The 16,817-nt window shown below is 62.7% G+C and carries 10 protein-coding genes; 4 read left to right on the forward strand and 6 right to left on the reverse strand.

Annotated features, from left to right (window positions below):
- Nucleotide 1: 1 nt before the first annotated feature.
- Nucleotides 2–5,275 carry an alpha-2-macroglobulin family protein gene (locus EDC38_RS13990; protein ID WP_170162943.1) on the reverse strand — a complete coding sequence of 1,758 codons (5,274 nt, stop codon included), beginning with the start codon at nucleotides 5,273–5,275 and terminating at the stop codon, nucleotides 2–4.
- A gap of 276 nt (nucleotides 5,276–5,551) precedes the next feature.
- On the opposite strand from EDC38_RS13990, the gene EDC38_RS13995 reads away from it, so the two are divergent.
- The 4 genes from EDC38_RS13995 to EDC38_RS14010 are packed head-to-tail and all read left to right on the forward strand — an operon-like array spanning nucleotide 5,552 to nucleotide 9,780.
- Entirely contained in the window at nucleotides 5,552–7,525 is a 1,974-nt protein-coding gene (locus tag EDC38_RS13995) for a TonB-dependent receptor domain-containing protein (protein WP_123639181.1), read from the forward strand.
- A gap of 17 nt (nucleotides 7,526–7,542) precedes the next feature.
- The gene (locus tag EDC38_RS14000) at nucleotides 7,543–7,851 is read left to right on the forward strand and encodes a DUF3649 domain-containing protein (RefSeq protein WP_024462151.1); all 309 of its coding nucleotides are present in this window, start codon (nucleotides 7,543–7,545) and stop codon (nucleotides 7,849–7,851) included.
- A complete protein-coding gene (locus EDC38_RS14005) occupies nucleotides 7,848–9,488 on the forward strand; it encodes a PepSY-associated TM helix domain-containing protein (RefSeq protein WP_123639182.1) in 1,641 nt (546 codons plus the stop codon). The genes EDC38_RS14000 and EDC38_RS14005 overlap by 4 nt, the downstream gene beginning before the upstream one ends.
- A 1-nt stretch (nucleotide 9,489) precedes the next feature.
- Complete coding sequence (locus EDC38_RS14010) at nucleotides 9,490–9,780, forward strand: DUF3325 family protein (RefSeq protein WP_170162944.1); 291 nt, start codon at nucleotides 9,490–9,492, stop codon at nucleotides 9,778–9,780.
- Between the two features lie 12 nt (nucleotides 9,781–9,792).
- Here the strand turns inward: EDC38_RS14010 and EDC38_RS14015 are convergent, their stop codons facing one another.
- The 5 genes from EDC38_RS14015 to EDC38_RS14035 are packed head-to-tail and all read right to left on the reverse strand — an operon-like array spanning nucleotide 9,793 to nucleotide 16,750.
- Nucleotides 9,793–10,626 carry a sugar phosphate isomerase/epimerase family protein gene (locus tag EDC38_RS14015; RefSeq protein WP_211331140.1) on the reverse strand — a complete coding sequence of 278 codons (834 nt, stop codon included), beginning with the start codon at nucleotides 10,624–10,626 and terminating at the stop codon, nucleotides 9,793–9,795.
- Nucleotides 10,623–11,888, reverse strand: a complete 1,266-nt coding sequence (locus tag EDC38_RS14020) for a DUF6005 family protein (protein ID WP_170162945.1) — start codon at nucleotides 11,886–11,888, stop codon at nucleotides 10,623–10,625. The genes EDC38_RS14015 and EDC38_RS14020 overlap by 4 nt, the downstream gene beginning before the upstream one ends.
- Nucleotide 11,889: 1 nt before the next feature.
- On the reverse strand, nucleotides 11,890–13,149 hold the full coding sequence (locus tag EDC38_RS14025) for an AMP-binding protein (protein WP_123639185.1): 1,260 nt from the start codon (nucleotides 13,147–13,149) through the stop codon (nucleotides 11,890–11,892).
- 3 nt (nucleotides 13,150–13,152) lie between these two features.
- Nucleotides 13,153–14,940 carry an IucA/IucC family protein gene (locus EDC38_RS14030; RefSeq protein WP_123639186.1) on the reverse strand — a complete coding sequence of 596 codons (1,788 nt, stop codon included), beginning with the start codon at nucleotides 14,938–14,940 and terminating at the stop codon, nucleotides 13,153–13,155.
- The gene (locus EDC38_RS14035; protein ID WP_123639187.1) at nucleotides 14,933–16,750 is read right to left on the reverse strand and encodes an IucA/IucC family protein; all 1,818 of its coding nucleotides are present in this window, start codon (nucleotides 16,748–16,750) and stop codon (nucleotides 14,933–14,935) included. The genes EDC38_RS14030 and EDC38_RS14035 overlap by 8 nt, the downstream gene beginning before the upstream one ends.
- Nucleotides 16,751–16,817: the final 67 nt, after the last annotated feature.

Here is a 16,817-nt window from a genome sequence, read left to right on the forward strand (position 1 = left end):
CTCAGTCCGACTTGATCACGCGGACCCACTGCCCGGCGGTACCCGCCCGAATCCGTTCGTTATACATGGCTTCGGTGCGCCACCCCGGCAGGTAGAAGTCCCCCGCGTAGGAGGCGTTGAGCAGGATCTTCAGGGTGACCCGCTCCTGGCGATCGTCCTGATAGCGCCAGCGCCACCGGTAGTCCCGCCAGAGGCTGAAGTAGCCCAACACCCGGTCGTCACGAATATCCAGATAGTCAAACCCCTCGGGCGCATCGCCGCCTTCCAGCCGCTCGTTGCGAATCTGCCAGCCGCTGGGCATCACCAGGCTCAGGGCAATGTCCTCCAGCCGGGCCCGGCCCAGTTCGCCGAAGTCGGCAGACACACTGATTTCCGCCATAAAGTCGGTGCCCTGAGGCAGTTCCGTGACCTCCAGGGTTTCGCCTTCCAGCGTGGCGAAACGCACTTCCAGGTTCAGCCCTTCCGCTTCCGGCTGCTCATCTGTGGCGGCGGGAGTGCCTCGATTGCTGAGCAGGACCCGAAGGTTCTGATCGCTATCGTTGCGCACCCGGGCTTGGGTATTCATCAATGACTGCCGATACCAGTGGCTCTGACTTTCCAGGGACTGCCAGTCGCCCTCAGTATCCAGTGCGAAGCGCAGGGGCTCCTCGGCGTCCACGTCGCCGGCGAAGTTTGCCAGGGCGGTGAGGGCCCAGGCCACCGATTGAGTGCTGTACCAATCGGACTCGGAGAGCCGCTCCGCAATCTGCTCCGCCTGCTGCCAAGCGGCTTCCTGCTCTCCGGCCTGAACCAGCAACTTCAGGCCGATAGCCCGGTCGCGAAGGCTGGAGCCATAGGTATAGCCGGGCTCGTCATAGTCCGGCACGCGCTCGACCTCGGGCATCAGCTCCCGTCCGGCATCCTTGAGCCCGAGCTGATAGTAAGCGCTCGCAAGCAGACGCCGTGCGGTCACCTGCTGGTCGCCATTCAGTTGGTTCAATCGCTCCCGCAACCGGTTCATGGCCGGGGTTTCCGCCTCGCCCGCCAGGGCCAGCACGTAAAGGCGATAGGCCTGCACCTGGGTCCGGTAGTCTTCGCCCTGATTGAAGCGACGGGCCTGCTGGCGCTCGTGGTCCAGCCAGCGCTGCAAGCCGTCGGCCTCGACGCCATAGCCGCGCCGCTGGGCTTCCACCAGGAAGTGCCCCGCGTAGAGCGAAGCCCAGTCATTGGCGTAGGTCGCACCGGGCCAGTAATTGAAAGCACCGTTGGCCAACTGGAAGCGGGCCAGCCGCTCGATGGCGGCCTGCAAGTTGCTTTCCCGCTCGCGCTCCTGGGCATCGGACAGGGATACCAGTCGATCCAGATAGAGTTGCGGGAACGCGGCGGAGGTCACCTGCTCCAGACAGCCGTGGGGGTAGTTGAGCAGGTAACCCAGGCGCTGCTCCAGGTTGATCGGCGGCAGGCGACTGACCTCGATACTGGCCTCGTTGGTGCCGGCCATACCGTGGGCCTCCAGGGAAGAGCGCCACTCCTCGCCCGGGGCCAGGACGACCTGCTCCCGTCGCACCGACGGCGGGTTGGCCGCGCGGGATTCAATATGAATGGTCTGGCTGGCGGTTTCATCGCCGCTGCGAGCGGTCACCGTCACCTGCCCTTGCCCGACCTGATCGTTGACCTTGAGGGTCAGCTCGGTGATGGCGTCCTGTTGCCCGTCCAGGCTGAGTTCCGCTGTACTCTGCTCCAGGGTGAACAGGTCGCTGGCGCTGGCCTGAATGCTCACCTGGTCAATGGCTTCGTCGTTAGTAAACACTTGCACCGGCAGGGAGATGGTCTCCCCCGGCCCGACCACCCGGGGCAGTGTCGCCAACAGACTGAGCGGCTGGGTGACGGTGACGCTCTGTTCGGCCTTGCCATAGGCGCCCTGCTGGCCCGCCACTACCATGGCGCGTACTTCGCCCAGATAGGGTGGCAGGGTTATCTCATGAGTCTGGATCTCACCCGCCGCCAGAGTGAAAGGGCCAAGGAACTGCACCACTGGCGGAAAACGGCGCTCCCGGGGGTTGGCATCGACCTCATCGTCGGCATCGCTACCACCGATGGCCAGCACTCTCTGCAGGGAAGCACCGTAGGCACCCACCACCTGGTCGAACAGGTCCCAGGTATAGACACCCAGGGCTTCGCGACGATAGAAATGATCGTGAGGATCGGGCGCCTTGAAACCGGTGATGCCCAGCAGGCCCTCATCCACGAGGGCCAGGGTGTAGGTCATGGCCCGATCGTTGGTTTCACGGACGCCAATCGCAAAGGTGGACTCCGGGCGCACCTGCTCGGGCGCGTCAATATCTGGTTCCAGCCGGGTGTCGGGATCTTCCACCGCCAAGGGCACCAGACCATATAGACGCATGGGGGCATCACTGGCCCGCTCCTGGTGGGGCAGCAACAGGCTCAAGTGTACATAGACATTGGGCGCCATTTCGGAGGTGACCGGAATCTCGATATCGGTCTGCCCCGGCTCCAGGTCCAGCCAGCGCCGTTGCAGTACCCGCCGACCGTTTTCCAGGCTGAGCAGCACACGGCCACGCTCGACCTCCGGCAAACGGACCCGTGCAATCTCGCCCACCTGGTATTCATCCTGATCGGTGGAGAGCATCAGTTGGGTGGCGCTGGCGGGGTTCACTGCGTTGCTGCGGCTCCAACCCAGATACAACGGCTCCCCGGCGCAGTGACCGCTGTTTTCGTCGCACACCCGCAGCAGGTAGCGGCCCCAATCGTAGTGGTCCTTCTTCAGGGTCCAACGGGCCAGGCCGTTGGCGTCGGTGGTGAGCGAGTCTTCACTTAAGGGCGCGCGATTCTCACTGGCCACAAAGCTGGCCAGGTCGTCACTGCCGCGATCCCACCACCAGCGCCAATCCACTTTATAGAGGGTGAGTTTCAGGTCGCGGTTACTGAGTGGTTCGCCGTCGCTGGAGAGGCTCTGGAAGCTGACTTCATGATCCTGGTTGCGGGCGATGGCTCCGTTGTAACCGCTGCCGTCGGGTACGTGAATGCCCACCCACTGTTCGAATGGCAGATAATCGAACCGGCGCAGCGCCGTGCTGAACGCCCCGCCCGGCTCGAACACGCGGTTGATGAATACGGCGGATAACTGACCCGGCGGTGGGGAGGCCACCGGCAGGTTCACGGGGAAGCGCGCTTCACCACTTTCATCCAGCTCGCCTTCAAACACCCTCTGAGTGGCCCCGGCAAATTCCCGGGCCGGGTCGTCAAAGGTGAACTGGCTGTAGCCGTCGAAGCGGGTGGTTTTGGGAATCAACCGGACTTCGGTATCCGCTTTCAGCCCGGCGGCGCTGGCACCGTGCAGCCACTGGGCAGTCAGCTCGGCCTGCACGGGCATGGCATCCAGACGCAACGGGGTCTCGGCAAAGCTCAAATCCATTTTCAGCCGGTTGGGCATGATGGTTTCGATCTTGAGCACCTTGTCGAAGTAGCGGTTGCCCAGATGCACCACCGCCCGCCAGTTGCCGGTGGGCGCCGACTCCTCGGTGCTCAGGGTAAAGCGGTAAAAGCCGTCCACCGGATCGCGGGCGACTTCGCTGGTGACTTTCTTTCCTTGAGGATCAAACAGATCCAGGGTCACCGGATGATCCTCGGGCCACTGGTCGTCGCGATCTTCGAGAATAAAGGTCAGATGGATATCATCCCCCGGCCGCCAGACGTCCCGCTCGCCATAGAGAAAGCCTTTCAAACCATCGCGCACCGGCTCGCCATCCACATCAAACTGATTGGTGGGCAGTGCTTCGTTGCGCGCCAAGCGCAGATAGCCGGTTTTGCCCTCGCGCTCGGCCACCAGATAGAACGGCTGCCCGTCGGTGCGGATCGACGCCATACCATATTCATCGGTGCGACCTTCTCCAATGGGTTGCTGCTGGAAGTTGTAAACGCGAACCTGCGCATCCGGCAAAGGCTCGGCATCGAGCAGGCCGGTGGCAATCACTTCCAACTGGTCATCGCCACCGAGCTTGGCCATCAGGCCCATGCTGGATACCTGAAAGGCACGCTGGGCCTGCACCTGATCGCTATAGCGGTAGTAACTTTCGTGACAGGGATTGTTGCGTTCGCTGTACACCCAGTAACCGCGAGATTCGTAGTACTGCCGATACCAGGCTGGCTTGGAATCATTCTGGTAGGACCAGTCGCCCTCGTGGCTTTCCGGTTCCGGATCTTCCGCCTGCTCGGGACGCGGCACATCGCAGGGGTAGAGGGAGTTGCTGCGGTCCACACTCAAGGACAGTTGAATCATGCCCTCCGGATGCTCTGCCATCAGCTCGGTCAGATCCAGGTTGTAGCGTTGCCAACCGTCGCTGGCGGGCTCAGGCAGGCGATAGGTTTTACGCCACAGATAACGACCCGTGGCACCGTCCGGCCCCGCATCGGTCAAGCCATGATTCTGCAGATACTGCCCCATGTTGCCTTCGAATACTTTGAAGGCGGTGACCTGCACCGAGTCGATATTCGCCGCTTCAAACGGAACAGACAATTGGCGCGCGGGCGGCAGAATACTGCTGCTGCCCAGGAAGCGTACGCCGGGGGTGACCAGGTGCAGGCGCAACGACTGCTCGAAGCCTTCGGACAAACGCTGGCCTCGCGCACTGCGCACCAGGTCAGTGACGGTCAGCATAACGCTTTCATCGGCCTGCTCACTCGGGTAGAGCCGCAGGCGGCTGCCGTCCACTCGGGGGCGGACCTCCTTGCCGCCAAGCTGCACCAACCCACTCAGGTTCTGGTCCCGTTCCAGCGGTTGAGAAAAACTGACTTCCACATAGGTCTGTCCACCGCGCACTACCCGAGCACCGGTCACGGCAAAAGTGTCCCGAGCGGGAAGAGTCAGGGTTCTCTGGCCCTTCTGGGGGGATCCCACACTGGTGCCATCCCAGATGAGCACCAGGCGTTGCTCCCGATCGGTCTGGGGCAAGGCATCCAGTTGAAAACCGAAACGCACTGACTTGGCGGTCTCCTGCCATTGCACCGGCACCTGTTCGCCATCCAGTTCCGCGGTCAATACCGACTCCACGGCGCTCAGCTCCGCGCCGTCGGGCACGTAGAGCTCACCAGACAAGTCTAGCTCGTCGGCTTCCCCGGACGGAGCCAGGCCGTCCACCGTCAGTTCAAAACTGCCTTGAGCAGCAGACTCAGGGGCAGATGCAGAGGAGGTTTCCGATGAGGAGGAGGCGGATGGCTCGGTTGGATCTTCGCCCGGACTGCAGGCCAGCAGCACCGACAGCGCGGCACTGATCAAGATCCAGCGTATCCGTGTGACCGAATTGAAGATTGTCACGCCAGCGGGCCAGAAAGGCTTGTCCATAAGAGTCCCTGTTGGTTTGTAGGTTGGAGAGGCTGCGGTCAGTTTACCCGACAGTCACGTCATAATCCCAGACGCCTGCATTCATCAAGAGTTCTACTTCCGGACAACAAACAGATCGAGAAAACGTAACAACTGTAACAATCGTTTACAGCGCCACACCCGTTAATGATAATGCTTCTTTTTTAGATTTATTGAAAAGGAAGCTCCCTCATGATCGCACCCAATGCCTCCCGCCTGAGCCCACTCGCCCTGGTCATCGCCCTGGCGCCACTGGCCTCCGCTGCACAAAACGCCACGCCAGACGCCGACCCACAGCAGCACAACCGCACCCTGATCAGCGAAGAACTGGTGGTGGTCGGCCAGCCGCTGGACAGCCTGATGGACAGTGACGATATCGAACGCAAACAGGCCAATGACCTGGACGATATTTTCTCCGGCGTGTCCTCCGTACTGGTGGGCGGCTCCGTGGGCGCCGCTCAGAAAATCTACGTGCGCAACCTGGGTGAAGACACTCTGAATATCATGGTGGACGGCGCCACCCAATCCGGGGTGACCTATCACCACACCGGCCGGATTTCCGTCGAGCCCGAACTGCTCAAGCAGGTGCGGGTACAGGTGGGCGCCGGCGATGCCACCAATGGCCCCGGCGCCCTGGGGGGCGCCATCCGGTTTGAGACCAAGGACCCCGAGGATCTGCTCGGTTCCGACAATTTCGGCGCCCTGCTGAAAACCGGCTACTTCTCCAATACCGAAGGCACCAAAAACAGCGCCACGGTCTATGGCCGCTTTAACGATACCCTCAGCGCCATGGCCAGTTATGTGGACGCCGACCAGGACAATATGGAAGACGCCAAGGGCAATGAGTTGCCCGGCACCAACTCCGATCAGGGCCTCGGCTTCGTCAAACTGGTGGGCGATCTGGGTGCGGGCCACAGGCTGAGCCTGAGTCACGAACGCCTGACCGAGGAGGGTGAAAAGCTGACCCGCCCGGAATGGGGCGAAGGCCCCTTCAACCCGCTGCGCGAGCTGGAATTCGAGCGCGAAACCAGCACCCTGAAGTATCAGTGGGATGCACCGGGCAATAAGGCGCTGTTGGTGGATGCCAATGTGTACGCCACCGAATTCAACATCTACCGCCCCTGGGACAACTACACCAGCACCGTGGACACTCAAGGCTTTACCCTGGGCAACACCAGCAAGCTGGCCGGTCACAGCGTGGAGTATGGTGTGGACTATCGGGACGACGAAGTGACCGCTGGTGAAGCGGACGCTGCCAACCCCTTTACCGAAACCAGCGAAGTGTTGGGTCTTTTTGTGCAGGATCGCTACCAGGCCACCGACAGATTGCTGCTGAGTTTTGGTACCCGCTATGACGAATTTGAAGCGGTGGATAAGGAAGGCAACGAATTTACCGAAGAAGGTTTCAGCCCCAACCTGGGTTTCTCCTTTGAGGCGACCCGTCGACTCACCATCAGCGGTGGCTACGCCGAAGCCCTGCGCGGTGTGGAAACCAATGACGGCTTCAAACTGTTTGGCACCACCAATGACCCGGATCTGAAAGCCGAGCGCGCCAAAAACCTGGAGTTCGGTGCGGACTACGAACTCGGACGCTTTATGTTCTCCGCCGGGGTTCACGATGTCACCATTGAAGATGCCATCGGTAACGCGGTGCCCTGGTCCCGTCACTATGAAAACCTGGGCGATCTGGAATCCGAGGGTTATACCCTGGGCCTGACCTACAGTGGCCAGCGGCTGTTCTCCAAGTGGACCTTCCTGGACACCACCGCCGAAATTGATGGCGAGCAGGTCACCCGCTACTCCTACGGCTACCTGGGCACCTCCACCGGAGACACCCTGTCGATCGATACCTCCTACCAGATCACCGACGGACTGGACGCTGGCTGGATCGCCACTCTGGTCGAGGGCATGGATGACATTTATGTCGTCGCGGCGGATGCGACGGTCGATAAACCCGGCTACGGCGTGCACGATTTTTATCTGCACTGGGAGCCGCGCGTCTCCGAAAACCTGAGCATGACACTCACGGTGAAAAACGCCTTCAACAAACAGTACCTGGACCACGGCAGTATCGAGGACTTCACTCACGTTCCCGATTACGACGGCATTGTCGGCTACCCGGCGCCGGGTCGCGACGTTCGTCTGAGCCTGGCTCTGCGGTTCTGATCAGGGAGCAAAACGATATGGCCCGATCCACCGCTCACACGCCCTTCCTGCTGGACGTACTATCCCGAAGCCTGGCGGCCCTGCTCGGCGGTTACGCCCTGAGCGTGGCGCTGCCCGTGCTGGTGGGTTTGCTCCTTCCGGTGGAGCGTGGCCCGGCGACGGTGACGGCCCTGCTCTTGAGTTTTCTCGTGTACACCGGCGCCTTTCTCTGGGCCTTCGGGGTGCGCAGCCACTGGCGCGCCTGGAGCGGTCTGCTGTTCCCGGCGTTGCTCTGCGGCGGGCTCGCTACCCTCTGGTTGACCCTGCTGGGTGACCCGGCCTTATGAAATCCGCGTTTCGCGCCTCAATGGCCTGGTTACATCGATGGGCAGGCATTATTTTCAGTGCCCTGATGTATTTTATTTTCGTCACCGGCACCACCGGATTTTTCCATTTCGAAATGGACCGCTGGATGGAGCCGGAACGCCCGCTGGCGATGCACTGGACCGACGACGGTTTTCCTTCAGCCGACACCCATCATTACACGGCCTATACCAACCAGGGCGAATTAACCCTGTCCACCCGGACGTTGATTGAACTCGGCACCGAACGCCTGCAACAACAGGCGCATCCCGAATCGGTCTGGTGGGGTATCATTCTGCCGACCGCGCGCAACGGCAATTTTTGGGTGGAGTGGCAGCCGCCTCGCGGCCCCAACGGAGAGCGGACGGAACGGGAAGCGGAGTATCTGGATTTTCACAACGGTGATCCGCTTTGGATACAACCCCGAGACACCGGGGGCGGTATGGCCCTCTATCGATTGCACTGGCGCCTGCATTATCTGCCGGACACCGCGGCCTATTGGATCGTCGGACTGTGCACCCTGTTGATGCTGGTCGGTCTGGTTTCTGGAGTGATCATTCATCGACGCATTTTCCGGGAGTTTTTCACCCTGCGGTTGTTTCGCCGCGCCCGCTCCTGGCTGGACCTGCACAACCTGAGCAGCGTTCTGGCCCTGCCGTTTCAGATCATGATCGTCTACAGTGGCCTGGTATTTTTTGCCGTCACTTTTATGGAGCCCATCGTCACCGCCCGCTACGGTGATGAAGGCACCCGGACCTTTTACAAGGAAGCCTACCCGGAGGCCGAGACGGACGCGAAAACCGGAGAGAAAGCGGACAGCGTGGCCATTGCGCCCTTGCTGGAGCAGGCTCAAGCGGAGACCGGCCAACGAATCGAACAGATTTACCTGCTCCACCCGGGTGATAAAAATGCCCGGCTATCGTTTTATCTGCCAGAACCCTCACCGGGACACTATGAAGGCAAACCCCACAAACTGTTGTATCGGGCCAGCACCGGTGAACGACTCGACGGGGGCGAACAACAGTACGGTGGTGCCGCCTCGGTGGAAAAAACGCTGATCGCGTTGCACGAGGGGCTGTTTGCCGACTGGCCACTGCGCTGGCTGTACATTCTGTGCAGTCTATTGGGCATTATCATGATCGCCACCGGCGCCCTGTACTTTGTGAAAAAACGCACCGCCAGCCGCCCCAATGAGTACGCCAGGGTGGAGCGTTTTTACGCGGCGGTTATTCTCGGTTTGCCACTGGCAATATCCGTTTATTTTTGGAGTAATCGACTGATATCCACCGACGTTGCAACGCGGGCCGACTGGGAAATCCACAGCCTGTTTCTGGCGTGGCTGGTCAGCGGTGTCTTCGCCTGGCTTCGACCCAGAACCGCAATCTGGCGGGAACTATTGGTTCTGAATGCCCTGGGCTGGGGTCTGTTGCCTGTGGTCAACGCATTGACCACCGACCGCCACCTGGGTATCAGCCTGGCCGTGGGCGACTGGGTGCTCGCCGGTTTTGACCTGACCGCCCTCGCTCTGGCGGCGAGCTTTGCCCTGATGGCGGGGTGCGGCTATCGCCAGATTTCGGCCAGCATACGCGTCGGTCATGCGACCGCCATTCGGGAGGCCTGAAATGACTGGCGTGGTGATCACACTGTTTGTCTCGCAACTGTTGCTGGCCCTGTCCCTGCCCTCTCACTTGCGCACCCTGAACCCCGTCCTGGCCCGAAACCCGGCCCGGTTCCGGCGCCTGGCATTGGCGTTGCGCGGCGTCGGTTACCCGCTCCTGGCCGGCTCGACCGCGCCCGCCGTAGTTCACTGGGGAGCCGCGCTGGGGCTCACCTACTGGTTCGGCCTGTTTGCGCTCACGGGGCTGAGTGCGGCACTTGGGCTGGAGTTTCTCAATCGCCGCCACGCCCGCTGATTGGTTCGACACTCAGGCATGGCATAACCGCTCCGTCTGCAGGCGCAGAATCTGCTGGCTATCCCGGGCAATCACCTCGAAGGGGGCGGGCCCGAACCACTCCAGGGAGGCCGAGTGCACCCGCCCGTCGGGCAGGCTGTTCAGAAAATGGGCGAAGTCACAGGCGCCCTCGAACAGCGGCACCATTCCGGCTCGGCTGCCCGCCGCAGAATAGACATTGTCAGGGGCGAATTCCGGCAGGTACTGACGGTGACGGATGTTCTTCAGGTGCAAGTGCTGCACCTGAGGGGCGAGCGTCCGCCAGGCGCGCACCGGGTCTTCCCCGGCCTCCCAGATATGCAGTACGTCCAGATTCACTTTCAGGGCCGGATGATCCACCGCCGCCAGCAGCTCCCCGGTCGCCTCGGTGGTATCGGCCCCGGTATTCGGGTGGGTTTCCAGTAGCAGGGTCATGCCCGCCTCTTCCGCCCGCAGGCAATAATCGCGCAGGCGGCAGACCAGGGCGTGCCAATCGGCGGCCGTGCATTCGGCACTGGCTTTTTTCCCGGCGAATACCCGGATTTTGCGGGTGTTCCAGTGACGGGCCAGGGTGCACAGCTCGCGCAGCTTTTCCCGTCCCTGGGGATAGGGCCCGGCAAAGGGCAGGTAGTCACTGAGCATACTCACCCCCAAGCCCATGGCCTCGAGCCAATCGCCGTTCAGCGCCGGCTGGTGCTTCAGACCCCGGGCGTGGGCCGCCCAGAGTTCGATGCCGTCCAGCCCGGCCCCGGCGGCAAAGGTGGCCAGCTCCGGCAGGGAGACCAACTGGTGGCGAAAACTGATGGTACACAGGGACAGGTGCATCATAGGGCCGCTACCTCCCGGGACACCGATCCGCGGATCGACGACTGTTTGCGCCAGTCGTTAAAGGCGTGAAACAGGGCGCGCTTGATCCGGTATTCCCGCTGATGCTGTTCGGCGATCCGGCGCGAAAGCCGGGCGAAATCGTCCCTCGTCCGGGTGTGCGCGACTTTGTTGGCCCGATACAGAACGGCGTCGTAGCCTTTGACCAATGCCTCGATCTCATCGCACCAGTGCTCGAACTCGTCCGCCGGGCGCTCCAGCGCCCGCCAGAAATAGGCCAGGCCGTGTTCGTAGGCGTACTTGCGAATGGCCAGCACCGGCAGCTCCGCCAGGGCCGAACCCAAACGATCCAATGGCTGCTCGCCCGCCTCGGGCAGATGACGGCGCACCACCTGTTCCACCGCCTGGGTCAGGGTGTTGACGGTGGGCTGGAAGCAGACCTCGAAATACGCCGCCACCGCTTCCGGCTCCGGCGCGTGCAAATGGCAGGTATCCAGGCAGACACCACCGGCCACGGCGGGTGACTCCACCGCGTGCAACACCCTCCGACGATCCAGGCTGCCCTCCCAGCGAAAGTCCGGGTCCCACATCCAGAGCCGGTCCGGATCGGCGTCGTTTTCCAGCAGAACATAGTGCGGAAAAGGGTTGAGCTGGAAGCGGTTTTCCCGCTCGGGGAGCCGGTACAGGTCCAGCATCACCATCAGATGCTCCCGAGGTTTGCGCTGCGCCAGGCGTGTTTCCAGGCTGGCAATATTGTGGGCCTTGCTCAGTGCCGGGTCATACCAGGGGGAGACCTCCGCCCCGTACAGACGCTCGAACCAGGTCAGGAAAAACCCGTGGTCCACCGCCTCGTCGTGGTAGCGCAGTCGCGCCTGATCGTCGACAAACACCTCCGCGTCCCAGACGCCAAAATACAGCGGGCGGTGGTCAAGCCCCCTCGCCTTGATCGGGTGGCACAGGCAACTGACCACACAGTGCACTTTGACATCCAGTTCCGGCTCGCCGACCGTGTCGTTGGCCGCCGTCGGTCGCACCAGCACTTCCAGATCGCTCACCCGTTCCAGATCGCCGGCGCTCAGTGCCTCCTCCGGCAGTGCATAGCCGCACTCGTTTTCCAGCAGCACCAGCAGTTGCATCAGCTCCACCGAATCGAGCCCGAGCTGGTACGTCAGGTGACTGTCCGGCGAGAGATCCTCGCAGGGTATTCGAGGCAGGTATCGGGTCATCAGGTCGCGCAGTTGACGAACAAAGGTTTCACTGGCCATCTCAAGCCACCCCCTGTGCGGCGTCGGCGGTAAACTGCTCGGCCAGTTGCCGACGGCTGACCTTGCCGCTGGGCAGGCGCGGTATCCGCTCGCGGTGGTAAAACCGGCTGGGCCATTGATGGCTCGCCAGGTGCTGGCGGCAGAACGCTCGCAGGTCGGCATCACTCAAGGCTGCGGTCCCGGTGTAGACCGCCGCCACCCGCTCCCCCGCCAGAGGGTCGGGCTGTTTGAAGACCACCACCTCGCGGATACCGGCGTGGCGCATCAGCGCGTTTTCCACCTCATGGGGATAGACGTTGAAACCGGCGGTGATGATGGTGTCATCCATACGGCCGCAGAAGCGCAGGCGCCCCTGATCATCCAGATAGCCGGCGTCGCCGGTGACGATGCGTTGCCCCTGCTGAACGACCAGTACCTCTTCGGGTTCGTCCGGGCCAGGTCCCGCCTGCAATGCGCAGTGCCCCAGAGGCATGCCCATGATGTCCGCCCGCTCCGGCTGCCGGGCCACCGCCACGCAGCCGGCTTCGGAGCAGCCATACTGCTGCCAGAGGTTTTCGGTTTTGGCGCGCACCTCATCGAACCAGGCTTCGGGCATGACGCTGCCCGAGGTCATCACCCCGTATAGGGGCTCGCCCGGTGGCCAGAGCATCATCAGAGTGCGGATAAAGGTGGGCGAGCTGTACAGCAGCGGCCGGGATTCCGCGCGCAACATCTTCAGCAGGTACTTGGGATTCCAGCCGGTGACGATGCGCGGCACCACACCCCGGTCCAGGGTCGCGAGCACGCCGCAGATCAGCCCATAGGAATGACTGATGGAGCAGGCCACCACAGGCACTACCTCCGGGGGCAGGTCGAGCGCCTGATGGTAATGGGTGATTTCGGTATCGATGTCTGACCAGGTGCGCTCAATGGGTTTGGCTTCACCGGTGGTGCCTGAGCTGAACTGAATCAGGGTGCCATCCTGAACCGACGTCTGACGCTCAAGCGGGACAAGCTGCTCCGCACTCTGCCAGATCAGGCCGTCGCAGTGCAGCGCCCGGGCCTTCTCCAGCGCGGTAGCCCGGGGCGTGTCCGCGGGTAGCGGCGCGATGGACAGGTTGTGTTGCCGGGCATAGAGCACCAGGGCCAGCCACTCGACCGAATCGTGGGTACAAACGGCCAGGCGCCGACCGGATACCGTCGCGAGCGCCCGGGTCAACAGGCGCCAGCGCGCCTCGATAGTGGCCCGGTCATAGGGCCGATCATTGAGATAAAACAGCATGGCTCACGCCTCCTTCCGAGCGATTTCCGATAGTGGGTTGAACACGCGATGGTGGTATTCGGGCTGCACGCCGCAGAGTTTTTTGCGCAACAGGGATTCCACCTGAACCATGGGTGCCCGATAGCCCAGAGCCCGAAGGCGTGCCGGATCGCAGTGGCCACCGCCGGCGTAACGCGCCAGGCAGGCACGCACCAATTTCCAGAAACGGGGTTCGGGTAATCGGTAATGGGTCTCGCACAGGGCGGCGAGCTCCGAGAGCTGGAAAACGAACAGGGTATCCATCACCAGTTCGCGCAGGGCCTCCACCGAGTCCATCCAGTAGTACTCATTGGGCCGGGCATCGGCGTACCGTGCCTGGCGGCGGAACGCTGGTGCCGCGTCCGGGGTGGCGAGAAAGTTTTCCACGTACTCCACGCTCTCGTGAAAATCCCGGGCCGCCAGCCACTGGGGCCAGCCGTCACGATGGACCAGCAACAGGTTCTGGCCGTGGGCTTCCAGCGCGATGCCGTGACGGGCCAGCAAGTGCCAGACCGGCAGGATCAGGATGTCGAACAGGCGGGTCAGCCAGGGCTCCAGGCCATAGGCGTTTACCCAGGGGTCGATAAAGGGTTTGCCATCGGACTCCATCAGCGCCAGGGCCTGGGCCGGCACGGCCCGCTCGCCGGGGGCCAACCGGGACGGCAGGCTTTCGCGCCAGAGCGCACCCAACTGACAGATACCCGGCTCAGACGGGCTCAACAAACCGGTCTCCTCCACCCGCAAACCCGCGTATTCCCGCAGGATCACCAGAGGTTGCTGTTGAAAGAAGACATCACCCGCCACCGTTTCGGCCAGCCAGTCAGACAGAACCGGGCCGGAGTCGATACCATGGCTCAGCAGGTGACGCCGCGAGGAGGTGAGCACGATATCCAGGGGCAGCTTGAGATCACCCCGTTCCGGCCGGGAATCATTCATCAGGGTGCGCATGGATTGGCTGACTCGGTAGTCATCTCCGGGCTGCCCCAGGTCGACCAAAAGGGGACGGAAGCCCTGAGTGCGCGGCACTATCCGGTGCTGCCACTGCCAGGGGTGTACCGGTACAAACACCCGCTGTTCCGGATCCACGCCCCGAGCCCGGCAGCGGGCGCGTAGCGCCTGAAACAGCGCCGGTCCCAGCTCACGAAAAGCGAAAGTATCCGGGTCCTGAGCCGCGCCGGCGCCGAGAACCCGCTCGCGGGGAACGGCAATCCAGTGCGGGCGCACCGGGCCGGCGGCTTCGGGGCTGTAGCGTTGGTAGTCGGCTTCACTCAGGCCGATGCGCGCTTTGAAACAGGGATGGTAGGGATGCCCCTCGCGAAGGGCGCCCTCCAGCGCAACCAATGGCAGCTCCCGACGCACTGCCAGCGGTGGCAACTCGCGCGCATTCCACTGACACCAGATCCGGGTCTGATTCAATTCCCGGGTCAACGCCTGTTTGCGCTCGGCGTCGCCGGGCAGGCAGGCCAACAATTGACGCAGTACCTCCTCCAGCTCCGGCCGGCGGGCGACAGGTTGGATCCGGGTCAATTCCGCCAGCTGCAACCGGATGCGCCCAAAGCCGCGCACCCGCCCCGGGCAGGTGTAATCCGCGTTTCCCAGGCTGAAGTACAGGGTATCCCAAGTCGACGCGGTCTCCCGGGCTGGAACGACAATGTAGTCGAGCAGTCCCTCGAACAGGGCGGCCTCCAGCGTTTGCCGTAGAATCCTCGGCAGAGCATCAACGGCCACCGACGACGCCTGTTGTGGAACGCTGAGTGCCAGAGCTTCAGACATGGACCGCCTCCTCAAGAGGGCGCTCGATCCGCGCGGCTACACAGAGCGGATTGTCGATGGTGGTATAGGCGGCCAACTCCATATCCGCCTCCAACTCGTCGATATCCTCCACCCGGGTCAACAGGTTGGCTTTCGCCGGCAACTGAGTCTGGGTCAACCAGCGCTCAATCAGGACCCGACCATTGCCGGATAGTGTCAGACGCAGCGCCTCCAGCTTGTCCCGCACCCGCTCGATCAGCTCGGCCTCCGCCAGCAGGCCATCGGCGCCCAGCCGGTCCACTACCGCGAACACTTGATTGACCAGCAAGTAATAACCGAAGCGGTCCAGAATGGCATCCGTGGGGTAAAACAGATCGCTGTCGGCGTCCAATGTCGGTTGCCACTGCAGGAGCTTGGGCTTTTGTTGCTCGTCCAGATAGAAGCCCTGGTTGTCCCGGTAGTAGTAGGTCTCCGGGTAGCCGTCGGCCAGCCGCAGCAGGCTGTTCTGCTGATGGGCTTCCAGGGCGATGCCGTGGTGGTCGAACAACACCAGGCAGGGCTCCACTGCGCAGTGCCAGTAGGCATCAAACCAATCCCGGGCGACCGCACCCGGCGCCCGGCCCTCCTCCAGCGCCTGCCGCTCGATCAGCTCCGTGAGCACGGCGCGGCGCTGACGGGGGTGCCAGGGTTCCTGCACCAAGGCCGCCAAACACAACACCGATTGATCGCTCTCGGCGCCAAAGGGGTTTTCCCGCACGATGGCCTCAAAGCCGCTATCGCCCCCCTCGGGGTCGCGCAGTGTCAGGTAGGCCGGGTCAGCAATCACCTGAAAACGGGGGAAGCGCCGGGAGAATTGCAGGTTGTGCAGCAGACCGGCCATCAGCACCCCCGCGCGCAGCTCCCGCACCTTGTTCTGCCGAAGGGAGTTGGTAATTTTCACGGGCAGGGAGAGCTTGTACATCCAGGGCGCGTCCCGGTGGTAGACGGTGCGTACCGAGGAGGTGGCCGTGAAGGTGTGCCCGAGCGGGCCCAGGTAGCGCAGCCGACCGGCCTCCTGCCAGGCCTGAACCCGGGGCTGGGCGAGCAACCAGTGGGCCTGCAGCGGGTGGACGGGAATCAATACCTCGTCCGGGCCGATCGACACCGAGTGGTCGCTCTGCATAAGCGCCTCGCGTACCAGGGTCTCGGCGGACTGGGGCAACAGAGACTGCTGTTCGACCCAGTCCTGGTGCACGGCCACATAATGCAACTGAAACTGGCCCTCCAGCTCCGGCGTGATCAGGGGATGCTGCCAGTCAAGAATGCCCTGCCGGCTCTTCGGGGTGGGGTGCAACCAGTGGCCCAGCACCAGGCTCTGCTCCGCGCGGCAAAAGCTCAAGGGCGCCCGGTAGGGCTGCGACCAACGGGTTTCCAGATAACGCAAGGTGTTCTGCAGGCTATCGGTCAACCGGTGGGTCAGCTCCAGTTGCCGACGCTTGAGCCCGGCGCCGGGCTGGGCGTTGCGCTCGTGGAACAACTCCTTGACCAGCAGCAGGAGCGTGCTCCAGAACCCCTCCTGCTGCAGTTGCGCACCCTGCTGACAGAAGACGGCCTCAATGCGATGGCGCCCAACCCGGGAGCGATAACTCACCAGTAGCCAAAGGGTCAGTTCCTGCCGCGGCAGGGTCAGTTGCAGTAGGGACTTACCGGTCAGCAGCGTCTGCGGCAGCAGGGCCCGGGTCTGGGGCGAATCCGGGCTCAGCCAGCGCCCGCCATCCACTTCCCGCAGATAACAATTGACGAATGCCTGAAAGCTGGCGTACTCGGCCAGGTGTCGCGCAAAATCGGCCATAACAGAGTCCTCGTTGCCAATCCGATGAGGGAGGAGTTACGGCCGATTATATGAGAACAATTCTCAA

The sequence above is a fragment of the Marinimicrobium koreense genome, from assembly GCF_003762925.1.
GTDB lineage: Bacteria > Pseudomonadota > Gammaproteobacteria > Pseudomonadales > Cellvibrionaceae > Marinimicrobium > Marinimicrobium koreense.

What these genes read in the sequence shown, in the direction of transcription:
- EDC38_RS13995 (WP_123639181.1), top strand. Translation starts at nt 5,552, where the DNA reads ATGATCGCACCCAATGCCTCCCGCCTGAGCCCACTCGCCCTGGTCATC.
- EDC38_RS14000 (WP_024462151.1), top strand. Translation starts at nt 7,543, where the DNA reads ATGGCCCGATCCACCGCTCACACGCCCTTCCTGCTGGACGTACTATCC.
- EDC38_RS14005 (WP_123639182.1), top strand. Translation starts at nt 7,848, where the DNA reads ATGAAATCCGCGTTTCGCGCCTCAATGGCCTGGTTACATCGATGGGCA.
- EDC38_RS14010 (WP_170162944.1), top strand. Translation starts at nt 9,490, where the DNA reads ATGACTGGCGTGGTGATCACACTGTTTGTCTCGCAACTGTTGCTGGCC.
- EDC38_RS14015 (WP_211331140.1), bottom strand. Translation starts at nt 10,626, where the DNA reads ATGATGCACCTGTCCCTGTGTACCATCAGTTTTCGCCACCAGTTGGTC.
- EDC38_RS14020 (WP_170162945.1), bottom strand. Translation starts at nt 11,888, where the DNA reads ATGGCCAGTGAAACCTTTGTTCGTCAACTGCGCGACCTGATGACCCGA.
- EDC38_RS14025 (WP_123639185.1), bottom strand. Translation starts at nt 13,149, where the DNA reads ATGCTGTTTTATCTCAATGATCGGCCCTATGACCGGGCCACTATCGAG.
- EDC38_RS14030 (WP_123639186.1), bottom strand. Translation starts at nt 14,940, where the DNA reads ATGTCTGAAGCTCTGGCACTCAGCGTTCCACAACAGGCGTCGTCGGTG.
- EDC38_RS14035 (WP_123639187.1), bottom strand. Translation starts at nt 16,750, where the DNA reads ATGGCCGATTTTGCGCGACACCTGGCCGAGTACGCCAGCTTTCAGGCA.